Annotated in this window: 16 protein-coding genes; 12 read left to right on the top strand and 4 right to left on the bottom strand. The window is 67.0% G+C overall.

From position 1 onward, the window contains the following. Positions 1-23: 23 nt before the first annotated feature. A complete protein-coding gene (locus tag QXH22_RS11900) occupies positions 24-620 on the bottom strand; it encodes a TetR/AcrR family transcriptional regulator (protein WP_306275649.1) in 597 nt (198 codons plus the stop codon). 117 nt (positions 621-737) lie between these two features. Here QXH22_RS11900 and QXH22_RS11895 point away from each other — a divergent pair, with 117 nt between their 5' ends. Next, positions 738-2,078: a cytochrome P450 gene (locus QXH22_RS11895; RefSeq protein WP_306243351.1), complete on the top strand. Its 1,341-nt coding sequence runs from the start codon at positions 738-740 to the stop codon at positions 2,076-2,078. Here the strand turns inward: QXH22_RS11895 and msrA are convergent. Further along, positions 2,068-2,583, bottom strand: a complete 516-nt coding sequence (gene msrA, locus QXH22_RS11890; protein ID WP_306243349.1) for a peptide-methionine (S)-S-oxide reductase MsrA — start codon at positions 2,581-2,583, stop codon at positions 2,068-2,070. The genes QXH22_RS11895 and msrA overlap by 11 nt on opposite strands. A gap of 72 nt (positions 2,584-2,655) precedes the next feature. On the opposite strand from msrA, the gene QXH22_RS11885 reads away from it, so the two are divergent. From QXH22_RS11885 to QXH22_RS11870, 4 genes are read left to right on the top strand one after another with little or no spacing between them, the layout of a single operon-like run. Beyond that, a complete protein-coding gene (locus tag QXH22_RS11885; RefSeq protein WP_306243347.1) occupies positions 2,656-3,162 on the top strand; it encodes a nuclear transport factor 2 family protein in 507 nt (168 codons plus the stop codon). Further along, the gene (locus tag QXH22_RS11880; protein WP_306243345.1) at positions 3,159-4,175 is read left to right on the top strand and encodes an NAD-dependent epimerase/dehydratase family protein; all 1,017 of its coding nucleotides are present in this window, start codon (positions 3,159-3,161) and stop codon (positions 4,173-4,175) included. Before QXH22_RS11885 ends, QXH22_RS11880 begins: the two co-directional genes overlap by 4 nt. A gap of 10 nt (positions 4,176-4,185) precedes the next feature. Then, complete coding sequence (locus QXH22_RS11875; protein WP_306275648.1) at positions 4,186-5,001, top strand: class I SAM-dependent methyltransferase; 816 nt, start codon at positions 4,186-4,188, stop codon at positions 4,999-5,001. A 36-nt stretch (positions 5,002-5,037) separates the two neighbouring features. Continuing rightward, positions 5,038-5,412, top strand: a complete 375-nt coding sequence (locus QXH22_RS11870) for a DUF427 domain-containing protein (RefSeq protein WP_306243341.1) — start codon at positions 5,038-5,040, stop codon at positions 5,410-5,412. A gap of 4 nt (positions 5,413-5,416) precedes the next feature. Here QXH22_RS11870 and QXH22_RS11865 read toward each other — a convergent pair whose 3' ends face one another. After that, positions 5,417-5,800 carry a nuclear transport factor 2 family protein gene (locus tag QXH22_RS11865; RefSeq protein ID WP_306275647.1) on the bottom strand — a complete coding sequence of 128 codons (384 nt, stop codon included), beginning with the start codon at positions 5,798-5,800 and terminating at the stop codon, positions 5,417-5,419. Between the two features lie 97 nt (positions 5,801-5,897). Here QXH22_RS11865 and QXH22_RS11860 point away from each other — a divergent pair, with 97 nt between their 5' ends. Both QXH22_RS11860 and dps read left to right on the top strand, forming a co-directional pair. Beyond that, positions 5,898-6,809: a DNA-3-methyladenine glycosylase gene (locus QXH22_RS11860; protein WP_306275646.1), complete on the top strand. Its 912-nt coding sequence runs from the start codon at positions 5,898-5,900 to the stop codon at positions 6,807-6,809. A gap of 78 nt (positions 6,810-6,887) precedes the next feature. Then, positions 6,888-7,427: a DNA starvation/stationary phase protection protein Dps gene (dps, locus tag QXH22_RS11855; protein WP_306243336.1), complete on the top strand. Its 540-nt coding sequence runs from the start codon at positions 6,888-6,890 to the stop codon at positions 7,425-7,427. 59 nt (positions 7,428-7,486) lie between these two features. On the opposite strand, the gene QXH22_RS11850 is transcribed toward dps, so the two are convergent. Further along, positions 7,487-8,914: a chloride channel protein gene (locus QXH22_RS11850; protein WP_306275645.1), complete on the bottom strand. Its 1,428-nt coding sequence runs from the start codon at positions 8,912-8,914 to the stop codon at positions 7,487-7,489. An 86-nt stretch (positions 8,915-9,000) separates the two neighbouring features. Here QXH22_RS11850 and QXH22_RS11845 point away from each other — a divergent pair, with 86 nt between their 5' ends. From QXH22_RS11845 to QXH22_RS11825, 5 genes are all read left to right on the top strand, one after another. Next, on the top strand, positions 9,001-9,972 hold the full coding sequence (locus tag QXH22_RS11845) for a pirin family protein (RefSeq protein ID WP_306275644.1): 972 nt from the start codon (positions 9,001-9,003) through the stop codon (positions 9,970-9,972). 2 nt (positions 9,973-9,974) lie between these two features. Continuing rightward, positions 9,975-10,610 (top strand): TetR/AcrR family transcriptional regulator, encoded by a 636-nt coding sequence (locus QXH22_RS11840; protein WP_306243331.1) that lies wholly within the window; start codon positions 9,975-9,977, stop codon positions 10,608-10,610. A gap of 63 nt (positions 10,611-10,673) precedes the next feature. Next, positions 10,674-11,603, top strand: coding sequence for a class I SAM-dependent methyltransferase (locus QXH22_RS11835; RefSeq protein ID WP_306275643.1), 930 nt, complete (start codon positions 10,674-10,676; stop codon positions 11,601-11,603). A gap of 5 nt (positions 11,604-11,608) precedes the next feature. Next, positions 11,609-12,541, top strand: coding sequence for a class I SAM-dependent methyltransferase (locus tag QXH22_RS11830; RefSeq protein WP_306244509.1), 933 nt, complete (start codon positions 11,609-11,611; stop codon positions 12,539-12,541). A gap of 278 nt (positions 12,542-12,819) precedes the next feature. Next, the gene (locus QXH22_RS11825) at positions 12,820-14,262 is read left to right on the top strand and encodes an aldehyde dehydrogenase family protein (protein WP_306275642.1); all 1,443 of its coding nucleotides are present in this window, start codon (positions 12,820-12,822) and stop codon (positions 14,260-14,262) included. The last annotated feature ends 4 nt before the right edge of the window (positions 14,263-14,266 follow it).

Below are 14,266 nucleotides of genomic sequence, written 5' to 3'. Positions count from 1 at the left end.
AAATGCGTTGGAAGCAGGGCATTTCAGTGTCGCGGCCCGAGCAGCGCAACGGAGGCGTCGACGGCCGGTTCGACGATCTCCCGCACCGGCCGGCCGTCCTCGACGGCCAGCGCCACCAACTCCCGCAAGCCCCCCACCAGGATCACTGCCAGCGGAACGGTCAGCGGCGGCAGGTTCGCGCGCTGAAATCCCGGACTCCCACTCAAATTAACCAGCAGGCCGGTCAGCAGCTCGAGTCCCTGACGCTGAACCGGGCGGGCGTAGTCGCCCAGCGAGGGCAGTTCGCGAATCCAGCTCAGCGTGATGGCCGGCCGGGACTCGATGTTGCCGACATAGCCCTCGACGGCCTGGCGGATCTGCTGATGCCAGTCGGCGTCGGGGTCGACCGCCATCCGGATGTCCTCGGCCAGGAGTTCGATCTCGGCCCGCAGCAAGTCGAGGAAACACTGTTCCTTGCTGGTGAACTGGTCGTAGAACGTGCGCTTGGAGGTACGGGCATGCCGGACGATGTCGGCGACCGTCGTGGCGCGATACCCGCGTTCGCGGATCGACGCGGCCAGGCCGTCGAGCAGCCGCTGCCGGAACGGATCGGGTTCCCCGTCATCAGCCAGAGCGGTCACGGTCGGGGCCCTTCGCTTGTCACCTTTGGTACCACAGAGTACCGTACAGGGAAAGCCCTTGGTACACCGCAGTACCAACCCTCGGTATGGGGGCATAACGTAGGGAGTCGCACTTCCGTGAGCCAAGCAATCGATGCCCGCGCAGTGTCCGAAGTCAAGCTGCCGCCGGCCACCCGTATCCCGAAGCTGTTGCAAGGCATGATCTTCGCGTTCTCGCGCAAGGGGATGCTGCGACGTGTGACCGAACGTTACGGCCCCGCCGTCACCATGCACATCCCGATGTACGGCCACATGGTGATGGTGTCGGATCCCCAGCTGGCCAAACAGGTCTTCACCACCAGCCCGGATGAACTCGGCAACATCCAGCCCAACCTCAGCCGGATGTTCGGGTCGGGATCGGTCTTCGGGCTCGAAGGTGACGACCACCGCCGTCGGCGCCGTCTGCTGGCGCCCCCCTTCCACGGCAAGAGCATGAAGAACTACGAGGCGATCATCGAGGAGGAGACGCTGCGCGAGGCTGCCGGCTGGCCGCAGGGGCAGTCGTTCGCGACGTTGCCGTCGATGATGCACATCACCCTGAACGCCATCCTGCGCGCGGTCTTCGGTGCCGAGGGAGCAGAACTCGACGAGTTGCGCACGATCATTCCGCCGTGGGTGACGCTGGGCTCCCGGCTCGCCGCGGTACCCAAGCCCAAGCGCGACTATGGTCGATTCAGTCCGTGGGGCAGGCTGTCGGAATTCCGGCAGAAGTATGACGTGGTCATCGACAAACTGATCGACCGGGAACGTTCAGATCCCAACTTCGCCGATCGCACCGACGTGCTGGCGTTGATGCTGCGCAGCACCTACGACGACGGCTCGGTGATGTCCCGCAAGGACATTGGCGACGAACTGCTGGCGCTGCTGGCCGCCGGACACGAAACCACCGCCTCGACGCTGGCGTGGGCCTTCGAGCGAATCACCCGCCACCCCGCGCTGCTGGCCGATCTCGTCGAAGAAGCCCGCAACGGCGGCAGTGAGCTGCGGCAGGCCACGATTCTCGAGGTGCAGCGGGCCCGGACGGTCATCGACCTCGCCGGCCGGCACGTCTACCCGGAGACCTACCGACTCGGTGAGTGGGTGATACCGCGTGGGTACTCGATCATCGTCAATATCGGCCGGATACACCAGAATCCGGACGTCTTCCCCGACCCCGGGCGCTTCGATCCGCAACGGTATATCGGTCACAAACCGCCCGCGTTCGCCTGGATCCCGTTCGGTGGCGGCACCAGGCGCTGCGTGGGCGCCGCATTCGCCAACATGGAGATGGACGTGGTGTTGCGAACGGTGCTGCGCCAGTTCGTCATCGAACCCACCACCGCGCCGGACGAGGCGTGGCACGGCCGGGGGGTGGCGTTCGTGCCGAAAGACGGCGGCCAAATTGTGGTCAGGCGCCTTCCTTCCGAAGCTACTGAGTAGCCTTGGCCCGTCGCGGCAGCTTCCAGCCCGGCCGCACGAAGTGGCAGGTGTAGCCGTTGGGGTAGCGCAGCAGGTAGTCCTGGTGCTCGGGTTCGGCCTCCCAGAAGTCGCCCGCGGGGCTGACCTCGGTGACCACCTTGCCCGGCCATAATCCGGACGCCTCGACGTCGGCGATGGTGTCCAGCGCCACCCGCTTCTGTTCGTCGTCCAGATAGAAGATCGCCGAGCGGTAGCTCATGCCGCGATCGTTGCCCTGGCGGTTTTTCGTGGTGGGGTCGTGGATCTGAAAAAAGAACTCCAACAGGGTGCGGTAGTCGGTGGCCGACGGGTCGAAGACGATCTCCACCGCCTCGGCATGGGTGCCGTGGTTGCGGTAAGTCGCGTTGGGCACGTCGCCACCGCTGTAGCCGACGCGGGTGGAGACCACACCGGGCTGCCTGCGGATCAGGTCCTGCATGCCCCAGAAGCAGCCACCCGCGAGGATGGCCTTTTGCGTGCTCGTCATTGCTGTCCTCCTAACCGGCCCGGGGCCGATAACGCCCCCAGGCTACACTCCGCCCGTGAGGTGTAACGGCTCGTGAGCGGCCCGGAATTCCCCAAAAGTGAACTGGCGGCGGCCTTCGCGCAGTTCGAACAGACCGTGGCCAGAGCCGCCGAAACGCACGACTGGGACGCCTGGGTGCAGCACTACACCCCCGATGTCGAATACATCGAGCACGCGGCCGGCACCATGCACGGGCGAGACGAGGTCCGCACCTGGATCAAGCGGACCATGACGGCATTCCCGGGCAGCCACATGGTGGAGTTCCCGTCACTGTGGTCGGTCATCGACGAACCGACCGGGCGGATCATCATGGAACTCGACAACCCGATGCGCGACCCGGGCGACGGCAGCGTGATCACCGCGACCAACATCTCGATCATCACCTACGCCGGCGACGGCCTGTGGCGCCGCCAGGAAGACATCTACAACCCGCTGCGCTTCGTGCAGGCCGCGCTGAAGTGGTGCCGCAAGGCGCAGGAATGCGGCAACCTCGACGACGACGCCGCCGCCTTCATGAAGCAATACGGGGGAGCGCAGTGAGCGGTAAGCCGAAACTGGTCATCGGTGCCAACGGTTTCCTCGGGTCGCACGTGACCCGCCTGCTGGTCGAGGACGGCCATGACGTGCGCGTGATGGTGCGGCCCACCGCCAACACCCGCGCGATCGACGACCTTGAGGTGACGAGGTTTCAGGGCGACATCTTCGACACCGCCACGGTGCGCGAAGCCATGGACGGGTGCGACGACGTCTACTACTGCGTGGTGGACACCCGCGCCTGGCTGCGCGACCCGGCACCGCTGTTCCGCACCAACGTCGAGGGCTTGCGCAACGTGCTCGACGTCGCGAAAGAGCTTGATTTGCACCGGTTCGTCTTCACCAGCACGTATGCCTCGGTGGACCGCCGGCACGGTCACGTCGCCTCCGAAGCCGACCGGATCGGCGCACGTAAGGTCACCCCCTACGTCCAGTCGCGGGTGCAGGCCGAGGACCTGGTGATGCGCTACGTCGCCGACTACGGCCTGCCGGCCGTCGCGATGTGCGTCTCGACCACGTACGGCAGCGGCGACTGGGGTCGCACGCCGCACGGCGCCTTCATCGCCGGCGCCGTCTTCGGCAAGCTGCCGTTCCAGATGAGCGGCATCCAGCTGGAGGTGGTCGGCGTCGACGACGCGGCCCGGGCAATGATTCTGGCCGCCGAGCGCGGCCGCAACGGCGAGAAGTACCTGATCTCCGAACGCATGATGGCCCTGTCCGACGTGGTGCGCATCGCGGCCGACGAGGCCGGGGTCCGGCCACCGCAGCGGTCGATACCGGTGCCGGTGCTCTATGCCCTGGGCGCGTTCGGCAGCCTGCGGGCCCGGCTGACCGGCAAGGACGCCGAACTGAGCCTCGACTCGGTGCGGATGATGCGGGCCGAAGCCCCGGTCGACCACAGCAAGGCGGTACGCGAACTGGGCTGGAAACCACGGCCGGTGGAGGAATCGATCCGGGAGGCGGCCCGCTTCTGGGCCGGTATGCGAAAGGCCGCGAAGAAGGCTGCCGCACCCGAATAGGCTCGGGGTGATGGAACGTGTTCACGTGGACCTCCACGGGCCACCTCAGACCATGCTCGCGACGCTGTATGCCAAGGCGCTCGACGCCGACTCGCCCACGTCGATCCTGCACGACGAGTACGCGAAGGCGGCCGTGGCACGCATCGACTACGACTGGGCCGCAACGACTATCACCGCGCGGCGGGCCCCGTCGGTAGCGGTGCGCAGCGCCCATTTCGACAACTGGACCCGGCAGTTTCTGTCCGCCCATCCCGAGGCGACGGTGCTGCATGTCGGCTGCGGCCTGGATGCCAGGGTCCATCGGCTCGATCCGGGCCCGGGCGTGCGGTGGTACGACATCGACTACCCGGCGGTGATCGAGTTGTACGAGCGGCTCTATCCCCCTCGCGAGCACTGCCGCACGGTCGCGGCCTCGGTGACCGACCCGCACTGGCTGGCCGACATACCAGCCGACCGTCCCACCCTGTTCCTCGGCGAAGGTCTGACGATGTATCTGACCAAGGCCGACGGTCTGCCGCTGTTGCGCCGCGTGGTCGACCGATTCCCTTGCGGCGAACTGCAATTCGACGCGTTCAACACGTTTGGTATTCGCACGCAGATGATCAACTCCGTGGTCCGCCGCTCCGGGTCGACCCTGTACTGGGGGATCGACGGACCGTCGGACATCCTCGATGCGGTTCCGGGTGTCCGGCTGGTGGCGTGGGAATCGGTGTTCGACAGCGACACCTTCGACCTGGTGCCCCCCGTGTTCAGGTGGATGGGCCGGATGATGGCGCGGGTGCCGGTGTTGCGGACGATGGCGCAGTATCACCGTTATGCCTACTGACGGGAATGCCGGCGCCCCGACGGCGTTGCACTTCGCATGAGCCATCCGGAAATCAAAGAACCGAACGCAGGTCACCCGATCACGATCGAGCCGACGCAGGGCCGCGTCCAGGTACGCGTCAACGGTGAACTGGTCGCCGACACCACCGCCGCGCTGGGCTTGCAGGAGGCGACTTTACCTCTGGTGCAATACATTCCGTTGACGGATGTGGTGCAGGAGCGGATCACCAGGACCGACACCACCAGCTACTGCCCGTTCAAGGGTGAGGCCAGCTACTACAGCGTGACCACCTCGGCCGGCGACACCGTCAAGGACGCGATCTGGACCTACGAACAGCCCTACCCCGCGGTCGGGGCGATCGCCGGGCACGTCGCGTTTTATCCGAACAAAGCCGAGATCACCGTCGGCTAACAGGTCAGGGAAACACCCGCGCCAGCGCCTGGGTGTCGGTGTACTCGCGAAGTGACACGATCATGCCGTCGCGGGTGTCGAAGATGCAGACGAACGGGCTGTCGTACTCGGTGCCGTCGGCGGTGGCGCCGTAGACCTGCCCTTCGACCACCACCGTCTCGCCCTCGTTGACGCAGCGCCGCAGATCGATGTTGATCTCGAGGACCTGCTTGCGCCGTTCGACGACGCGCCGCAGGGTCTCCTTGTTCCACTCCTCACGCGTGATGATGGTCCAGTAGGTGAAGTCGTCGCTGAGCAGCTGGAAGCCTTCGTCGAGGTCTCCGCCCTCGCACATGCTCTGCAGGAACATCCATGCCAGTTCGGCCTGTGGGTCGTCGAAAGGCGTCATCACGGCAACATCACAGGCCCATCCTGTCTCGGCGGACAGTTGACGGTCAATCAACGCGGGCTTCGGTCGGTGCCGTGCGGTAGGAAGAGTCATCGAGGTGCAGACCACACGCGACGTCACGTTTCCCGGGGCCGGCGGCTTCGGGCATACCCTCGCGCCGCTGCGGCGAGGCCGCGGCGACCCCTGTTTCCGGGCCGGTGGCGACGGCTCCATTTGGCGGACGAGCCTGCTGCCCAGCGGGCCGGTCACGGCGCGCATCACCCGCGTCGGTCGCGACACGGCCCGCTGCCAGGCCTGGGGTGCCGGTGCGACGGAGTTCGCCGAGTTGTTTCCGGCGATGCTCGGTGCCGAGGACGACGCGTCGGATTTCCAGCCGCAGGAGCCGACTGTGGCCGCCGCCCACCGCAAGGTGCCCCACCTGCGACTGGGGCGCACCGGTCAGGTGCTGGAAGCGCTGATCCCGGCAGTGATAGAGCAGCGGGTGCCCGGCGCCGACGCGTTCCGGGCCTGGCGGCTGCTGGTGACCAAGTACGGCACCCCGGCACCGGGGCCGGCACCGGACGGTATGCGGGTACTGCCGTCCGCGGACGCGTGGCGCTACATCCCGTCGTGGGAGTTTCACCGCGCCAACGTCGATCCGGGACGCGCCCAGACGGTGGTGGGGTGTGCGCGACGCGCGTCGTCGCTGGAACGGCTGGTGAGGTTGCCGCCGGAGCAGGCGCGGCAGGCGCTGATGTCGCTGCCGGGTGTCGGAGTGTGGACCGCGGCCGAGACCGCGCAGCGGGCGTTCGGTGACGCCGATGCACTGTCGGTCGGCGACTACCACGTCTCCAAGATGATCGGCTGGACGCTGATCGGACGCCCGCTCGACGACGCCGGCATGCTCGAGTTGCTGGAACCGATGCGGCCGCACCGGCACCGGGTGGTGCGGGTGTTGGAAGCCAGCGGCCTGGCCTACGAACCGCGACGCGGGCCTCGTCTGCCGGTGCAGCAGATCCATCCACTGTGACGTGGCTCAGGGTTAGCGCCTCCCTCACCGGGTACTCGCAGAAAGGACATCAAACGAAAGATTTCAGGGAGAAATCCAATGACGCAGTTCACGATTCCGGGGCTCAGCGACAAGCAGGGCGCGCGGCTCGCCGAAATCCTGCAGCGGCAGCTCAGCACCTACAACGACCTGCACTTGACGCTCAAGCACATCCACTGGAATGTGGTGGGCCCCAACTTCATTGGCGTGCACGAGATGATCGACCCGCAGGTAGACGCGGTGCGCGGCTACGCGGACGACGTGGCCGAGCGCATCGCGGCACTGGGCGCTTCGCCGAAGGGCACGCCGAACGCCATCATCAACGACCGGGACTGGGATGACTACTCGGTGGGGCGCGACACCGTCCAGGCCCACCTGGCCGCGCTCGACCTGGTCTACACCGGTGTCATCGAGGACATCCGCAAGGCCATCGACGAGACCGACGAACTCGACCAGGTCACCCAGGATCTGCTGATCGGGCAGGCCGGGCAATTGGAGAAGTTCCAGTGGTTCGTCCGTGCGCACCTGGAGAGCGCCGGCGGCAAGCTGGCCCACGAAGGCGCCACCTCGGAAAAGAGCGCCGCCGACGCGGCGCGGTAGCCACTCAAGGCAGACGCCCAACGTGAACTGACGGCGAGAAAATCGCGAAAATCTCGCCGTCAGTTCACGTTCGGCGCATCGCCCTGCGCGCGCTCGGCTTCGGCTGCCGCCCGATCGAGCCGCTGTGCCTCGTAGATCGTGACGTTGGTCCGCGACATCAGCAGCGCCGCGATGCCGACGGCCAGGATCGCGCCAGGCACCACGGAGAATGACCCCGTCATCTCCGCGACCATGATCATGATCGCCAGCGGCGCACGCGCGACGCTGCCGAAGCAGGTCATCATCCCGACGACGACGAAGATCCCCGGGTGCTCCGGCACACCGGGAAGTCCGGCCAGGTCGCCGAGACGCCAGATCGCCGCCCCCACGAAGGCGCCGATCACGATCCCGGGCCCGAACAGGCCGCCTGACCCGCCCGAGCCGATGGACAGGCACGTCGCGACGATCTTGGCGACCGGCAGGACGAGGATGATCCACAGCGGAATGGACATCAGTGAGTCGCGGTCGGCCGCCAGTTGGGCCCAGCCGTAACCACTGCCCAAGATCTGCGGAATCACCAATCTCAGCAGCCCGACCGCCAACCCGCCCGCCGCGGGCTTGAGGATCGGGCCACCCGGCAGCCGGCGCACGAGCGCGACGGTCGAGTGGAAGAACCTCGCATACAAGTAGCCCACTGCCGCCGCCACCACACCGAGCACCACGAACCACAGCAGTGGCCAGGCCCGCTCGAAGCGGTATTCAGCGTCGATGTAGCCGAAGAGTGGATCGAACCCGAGGAAGGACCCGAGCACCGCATAGGCCGTGCCGGAGGTGATGAAGCCGGGTATCAGGCTGCGGTAGTCGAAGTCGTCGCGATAGCTGATGGACGCGGCCAGGACCGCCCCGCCCAGCGGCGCGGCGAAGATGGCCCCGATACCCGCCCCGATGCCGAGTGCGACGGCTACCCGGCCGTCCTCATCGGACAGGCCCAGGCGGCGCGTGAGGAGCGAGGAGAAGCCGGCGGAAATCTGCGCCGTGGGGCCTTCGCGTCCGGCCGAGCCTCCGGAGCCGATGGTCAGCGCGCTGGCCACCAGTTTCACCAGGACGGCCCGGGCGCGGATGGCGCGGGGATCGGTGTGCACGGCCTCGATGGCCTCGTCGGTGCCGTGGCCCGTGGCCTCCGGTGCGAACTTGGCGACGACGAACGCCGAGAGCAGTGCACCGCCCGTCGTCACCAGGGGAATGGCCCACGGCCGGATGAACCCGTTCGACCCGCGCCGGCCCCCTTCGCCCAGCGGCGTAGGGACGTGATAGCCGGCGAGATAGCCGAGCAGGAATTCGCCGGTGTACGTGAGAGCCAGGTAGAAGACGACGGCGCCCAGGCCGGAGATGACCCCGATCGTGGTGCCCAGCAGAAACCACTTGGGCAGGTAGCCCGCGTTTCGGATGGAGGCGCCGAACCGGCCGCCGGCGGACTCAGGGGGCGCCTCGTTCGGCTCCTCCGGCATGTCCCGGAGGTTAGCAGCTCCGGGACACGGAATAAACGGACCGCGGTCCGGTTAATAGGGGTAACTCAAGTTGGAGGAGGCCCCACATGCCCGCTATCACCGCAGACACACTCGCCCTACCGCGGGTCAACCCGGCCGGGCCGGCGGATACCGAAAGGCCGGTCCGATCGGTCACCACCGGTCCCCGGGGCTATGAAGGACTGGGATTCCCGGTGGTCCGTGCCTTCGCCGGGGTCAGCACCGCCGCGCTGGACCCCTTCATCCACATGGATCAGATGGGTGAGGTGAACTACGAGCCAGGCGAGCCGCGCGGCACCGACTGGCACCCGCACCGCGGGTTCGAAACCGTCACCTACATGATCGACGGGAAGTTTGCCCATCAGGATTCCCACGGCGGCGGCGGCCTGATCGGTGACGGCGCGACGCAGTGGATGACGGCGGGATCCGGGATCCTGCACATCGAGACCCCGCCCGCCGAGATGGTCACCAGCGGAGGTGTCTTCCACGGCATTCAACTCTGGGTGAATCTGCCGAGGCGCGACAAGTTCGCCGCACCCCGGTACCAGGCCATCGAGGGCACCGACTCGGCATTGCTGTCCTCCGACGACGGTGGGGCGCTGATCCGTCTGATCGCCGGGGAGATCGACGGCCACTGTGGGCCGGGAGTGACACACACGCCGATCACCATGGCGCACGCGACGATCGAAAGCGGCGCTCGACTGAATGTGCCGTGGGGCCGCGACTTCAATGCCCTGGTGTACGTGCTCTCCGGACAGGGGTCGGTGGGCCCGGTCGGTCATCCCGTCAAGCAGGGTCAGCTGGCCGTGCTGGGGCCGGGGGACCGGATCACGGTGAGCGCACAACCGCACCGGGCGCAGCCGCTGGACGTGTTGCTGCTGGGCGGACGGCCCATCCGGGAGCCGGTGTTCCATTACGGGCCGTTCGTGATGAACACGCGCGCCGAGGTGATCGAGGCGCTGGAGGATTACCAAGCTGGCAAGTTCCGTAGCATCCCGCCGAACGCTCTGATGCCGCACCGTGGCGGTGGCACACTCTAGTAATGCCTCAACTGGCAAGTCGGGGACCCGGGCGTCCCCCCGCCGCAAAAGCAGATGACACACGAAAGCGCATCGTCAGGGCTGCGCGTCAAGTGTTCAGCGAACGTGGGTACGACGGAGCGACGTTCCAGGCGATCGCCGTGCGGGCCGATCTGACCCGCCCGGCGATCAACCACTACTTCCCCAGCAAGCGGGTGCTGTACACCGAAGTGGCCGACCGGACCAACGAACTCGTCGTCTTCGCGGGTATCGAACGGGCACGCTGCGCCTCGACCCTGGCCGGCCGGCTCGCCGCCTTCATCGCCGTCGCTTCGGAGGCTGATGCTCAAAATCCCAGCACCGCAGCATTTTTGAGTACGGCCGTACTGGAGTCACAACGGCACCCCGAGTTGAGGCGGGACGACAACGACGCAATATCGATCACCCGGGAGTTCCTGGTCTCGGCGATCGACGACGCCATTGCCAGCGGTGAACTCGCCCCCGACACCGACGCGGCCGTGCTGGCCGAGGCACTGGTGATGATGTTGTGCGGTGTCGGGTTCTATGCCGGGTTCGTGGGCAGCTACTCCGAAGTGGAGAACATCCTGGGAACGCTGCAGCAGTTGATCGCCGGCACGCTGTGGCGGGCCCAGGTCTGATCCCGGTGACCTGACGCACAAAGCGTATAGGTTGCCTAACTTATTAGGTAGCATAGTCGGGTCATGACTGATCTGGACTCGCCCTCGCTACGGACAGCCGGCGACAGCTGGCACATCACCGAAAGTGTCGGCGCCACCGCGCTGGCGGTTGCCGCCTCCCGCGCGGTGGAGACCGCCGGACCCGACCCCCTGATTCGCGACGAGTTCGCCGCACTTCTGGTGTCCCCGGCAGGCCCGGCGTGGGCCCGGTTAGCCGACGCCGAGATGGAATGGCTCGACGGCGACGAGCACGGCCGGCGGATCCATCGCATCGGGTGCGACTATCAAGCGGTTCGCACCCACTACTTCGACGAGTTCTTCGAAACCGCCGCTTCTGCTGCGGGGGCCGGCATCCGGCAGGTCGTGATTCTCGCCGCGGGCCTGGACTCGCGGGCTTACCGACTGCAATGGCCCTCGGGCACAACGGTTTACGAGATTGACCAACCCAAGGTGCTGGAGTACAAGGCCGGGATTCTGAGTTCGCACGGCGCGCAGCCCGCGGCGACCAGGCGCGCCGTCGCGGTCGACCTTCGCGATGACTGGCCCGCCGCCCTGACCGGCGCCGGCTTCGACCCGGACCGCCCCACCGCATGGCTGGCCGAGGGTCTGCTGGCCTATCTGCCCAGCGATGCGCAGGACCGGCTTTTCGAGATGTGCACCGCGCTCAGCGCACCGGGCAGTCAGCTCGCCGTCGAGGCCTTCAACCTGAAGCTGACCGGTAACAAACAGCGGTGGAACCGGATGCGCGACCGGCTGGGTCTGGATGTCGACGTCGAGGCACTCACCTATCACGAGCCGCACCGCTCCGACCCTGCACAGTGGCTGGCCGAGCACGGCTGGCAAGTGCACAGTGTCGACAACCACCGGGAGATGGCTCGTTTGGGCCGGCCGGTACCGCAGGACCTGATCGATGAGGCCATCACCAGCAGATTGATCCGAGGAGTACGCGAATGAGCACGCTGCGCAGCCACGACGACACCTGGGACATCAGGACCAGCGTCGGAACCACCGCGGTGATGGTCGCCGCGGCCCGGGCGGTCGAGACCGAACAGCCCGACGCGCTGATCCGCGACCCGTACGCCAAGCTCCTGGTCACCAACGCCAACGCTGGTGTGCTGTGGGAGGCCATGCTGGATCCGGCTGTCGCGGCCAAGGTGGAGACGCTGGACGCCGAAGCTGCCGCCATGGTCCGGCACATGCGCGGCTATCAGGCGGTGCGGACCAATTTCTTCGACACGTTCTTCGCCGACGCCGTCGCCACCGGCATCCGCCAGGTGGTGATTCTGGCGTCCGGTCTGGACTCGCGCGCCTACCGGCTGGACTGGCCGGCCGGCACCACCGTCTACGAGATCGACCAACCGCAGGTACTCGAATACAAGTCCACGACCCTGGCCGACAACGGTGTGACTCCGTCGGCCGACCGCCGCGCGGTGGCCATTGACCTTCGGCAGGATTGGCCGGCCGCCTTGCGTGCGGCGGGTTTCGACCCGAGCGCGCGCACCGCGTGGCTGGCCGAGGGTCTGCTGATGTACCTGCCCGCGGAGGCGCAGGACAGGCTGTTCACCCTGGTCGGCGAGTTGAGCCCGCCGGGCAGCCGGATCGCCGCCGAGACGGCGGCGTCGCACGCCGACGAGCGGCGCGAGCAGATGCGGGAGCGGTTCAAGAAGATCGCCGAGGGGATCGGTCTGGAGGAGACGATCGACGTCGGCGAGCTCATGTACCGCGACGAGCATCGGGCGCCCGTCGCCGACTGGCTCAACGAGCACGGCTGGCGCGCCTCCGCCGTGAGCTCCGGCGACGAGATGCAGCGACTGGGGCGCTGGGTCGCCGAAGTGCCGATGGCCGACGACAAGGACGCCTTCTCCGAATTCGTGACGGCGGAGCGGCAGTAATGCGAGTCCCCGCTGATCCGGGACGAGTTCGCTGACCTGCTGGTCTCGACACCGACCAAATCGGTCACCGCCCGCGAGGAGGCGATCCGCTTGGGCAGGCCACCGCAAGAAGAGCCAGGACCATTTCAGAACGGCTTCGTGGTCGCAATCAAGTCCTGACCGGATCTTTCCGGTTGCCGTCCTATTGCTGTCCGGGCCGGATGGCTAGGATCGCGGTTATCACCGATGAGCGACCGCGCGCGACCTGCTGCGGGCACCTCGGGGAAGGAAGGACAACGATGACCACCGATTCCCTGCCGAAAGCCGCCACCGGGCCCACCAACGGGCACGCGGCCACGCAACCGAGTGTCGCCGACACCGTGGCCCGGCTCCGCAAAACTTTCGCCACCGGGCGCACCCGCAGTTACGAGTGGCGCAAGCACCAGCTCGAGCAGCTGACGAAGCTGGTGGAGGAGAACGAGCCCGCCATCGCCGCCGCGCTGGCCGAGGACCTCGACCGCAACCACGTCGAGGCATTCATCGCCGACATCGCCACCACCGCCGGCGAGGCCAAGTATGCGGCGAAGAAGCTCAAGAAGTGGATGCGCCGCAAGTATCTGTTGCTGGAGGCGCCGCAGCTGCCCGGCCGGGGCTGGGTCGAGTACGAGCCGTACGGCACCGTGCTCATCATCGGCGCCTGGAATTACCCGTTCTACCTGACGCTGGGTCCCGCCGTCGGTGCGCTGGCCGCGGGCAACGCCGTCATCCTCAAGCCGTCGGAGTTGGCCCCGGCGTCGTCGCACCTGATGGCCGAGCTGGTACCGAAGTACCTGGACAAGGACGCGGTCGCGGTGGTCGAGGGCGACGGCATGGTCAGCCAGGAGCTGATCGCGCAGGGCCTGGACCGCGTGATGTTCACCGGCGGCACCGAGATCGGCCGCAAGGTGTACGAGGGCGCGGCTCCGCACCTGACGCCGGTCACCCTGGAACTCGGCGGCAAGAGCCCGGTCGTGGTCGCGGCCGATGGCGACGTGGACGTCGCAGCCAAGCGCATCGCCTGGCTGAAGATCCTCAACGCCGGACAGACCTGCGTCGCACCCGACTACGTGCTGGCCGACGCGTCGATCCGCGACGAACTCGTCGACAAGATCGCCGCTTCCATCACCAAGTTCCGTTCCAAGGACAACCAGGACGGCATGCGCATCGTCAACGAGCGCCAGTTCAACCGGTTGAGCGGTTACATCGCCGAGGCCGAGGCGGACGGCACGTCGAAGGTCGCCGTTGGCGGCAAGCGCGATGCGTCCAGCCTGCGGATCCAGCCGACCGTGGTTGTCGACCCCGCTCCGGACGGGTCGCTGATGCAGAACGAGATCTTCGGGCCGATCCTGCCGGTGCTGACCGTCAAGAACCTGGACGAGGCCATCGCCTTCATCAACGCCCGGCCCAAGCCGCTGTCGGCGTACCTGTTCACCAAGTCGAAGGCGACCCGCGAGCGGTTCATCAAAGAGGTGCCCGCCGGCGGCATGCTGATCAACCACCTCGCTTTCCAGGTGTCGACGGCCAAGCTGCCGTTCGGTGGCGTCGGATCGTCGGGCATGGGCGCCTACCACGGCAAGTGGGGCTTCGACGAGTTCAGCCACCGCAAGTCGGTGCTGACCAAGCCGACCCGCCCCGACTTCTCCGCCATGATCTACCCGCCGTACACCGAGCGGGCCTTCAAGCTGGCGCGCAAGCTGTTCTAGCCGC

Origin of the sequence: Mycobacterium sp. TY814 (assembly GCF_030755175.1) — a bacterium.
GTDB lineage: Bacteria > Actinomycetota > Actinomycetes > Mycobacteriales > Mycobacteriaceae > Mycobacterium.
Note: the sequence above shows the minus strand (reverse complement) of the source record. Positions and strands in the feature narration are given on the sequence as shown.

Coding starts and splice junctions, on each gene's coding strand:
- dps (WP_306243336.1), top strand. CDS start 6,888: ATGACGCAGTTCACGATTCCGGGGCTCAGCGACAAGCAGGGCGCGCGG.
- QXH22_RS11870 (WP_306243341.1), top strand. CDS start 5,038: ATGAGCCATCCGGAAATCAAAGAACCGAACGCAGGTCACCCGATCACG.
- msrA (WP_306243349.1), bottom strand. CDS start 2,583: ATGACGAGCACGCAAAAGGCCATCCTCGCGGGTGGCTGCTTCTGGGGC.
- QXH22_RS11840 (WP_306243331.1), top strand. CDS start 9,975: ATGCCTCAACTGGCAAGTCGGGGACCCGGGCGTCCCCCCGCCGCAAAA.
- QXH22_RS11850 (WP_306275645.1), bottom strand. CDS start 8,914: ATGCCGGAGGAGCCGAACGAGGCGCCCCCTGAGTCCGCCGGCGGCCGG.
- QXH22_RS11825 (WP_306275642.1), top strand. CDS start 12,820: ATGACCACCGATTCCCTGCCGAAAGCCGCCACCGGGCCCACCAACGGG.
- QXH22_RS11865 (WP_306275647.1), bottom strand. CDS start 5,800: ATGACGCCTTTCGACGACCCACAGGCCGAACTGGCATGGATGTTCCTG.
- QXH22_RS11875 (WP_306275648.1), top strand. CDS start 4,186: ATGGAACGTGTTCACGTGGACCTCCACGGGCCACCTCAGACCATGCTC.
- QXH22_RS11845 (WP_306275644.1), top strand. CDS start 9,001: ATGCCCGCTATCACCGCAGACACACTCGCCCTACCGCGGGTCAACCCG.
- QXH22_RS11835 (WP_306275643.1), top strand. CDS start 10,674: ATGACTGATCTGGACTCGCCCTCGCTACGGACAGCCGGCGACAGCTGG.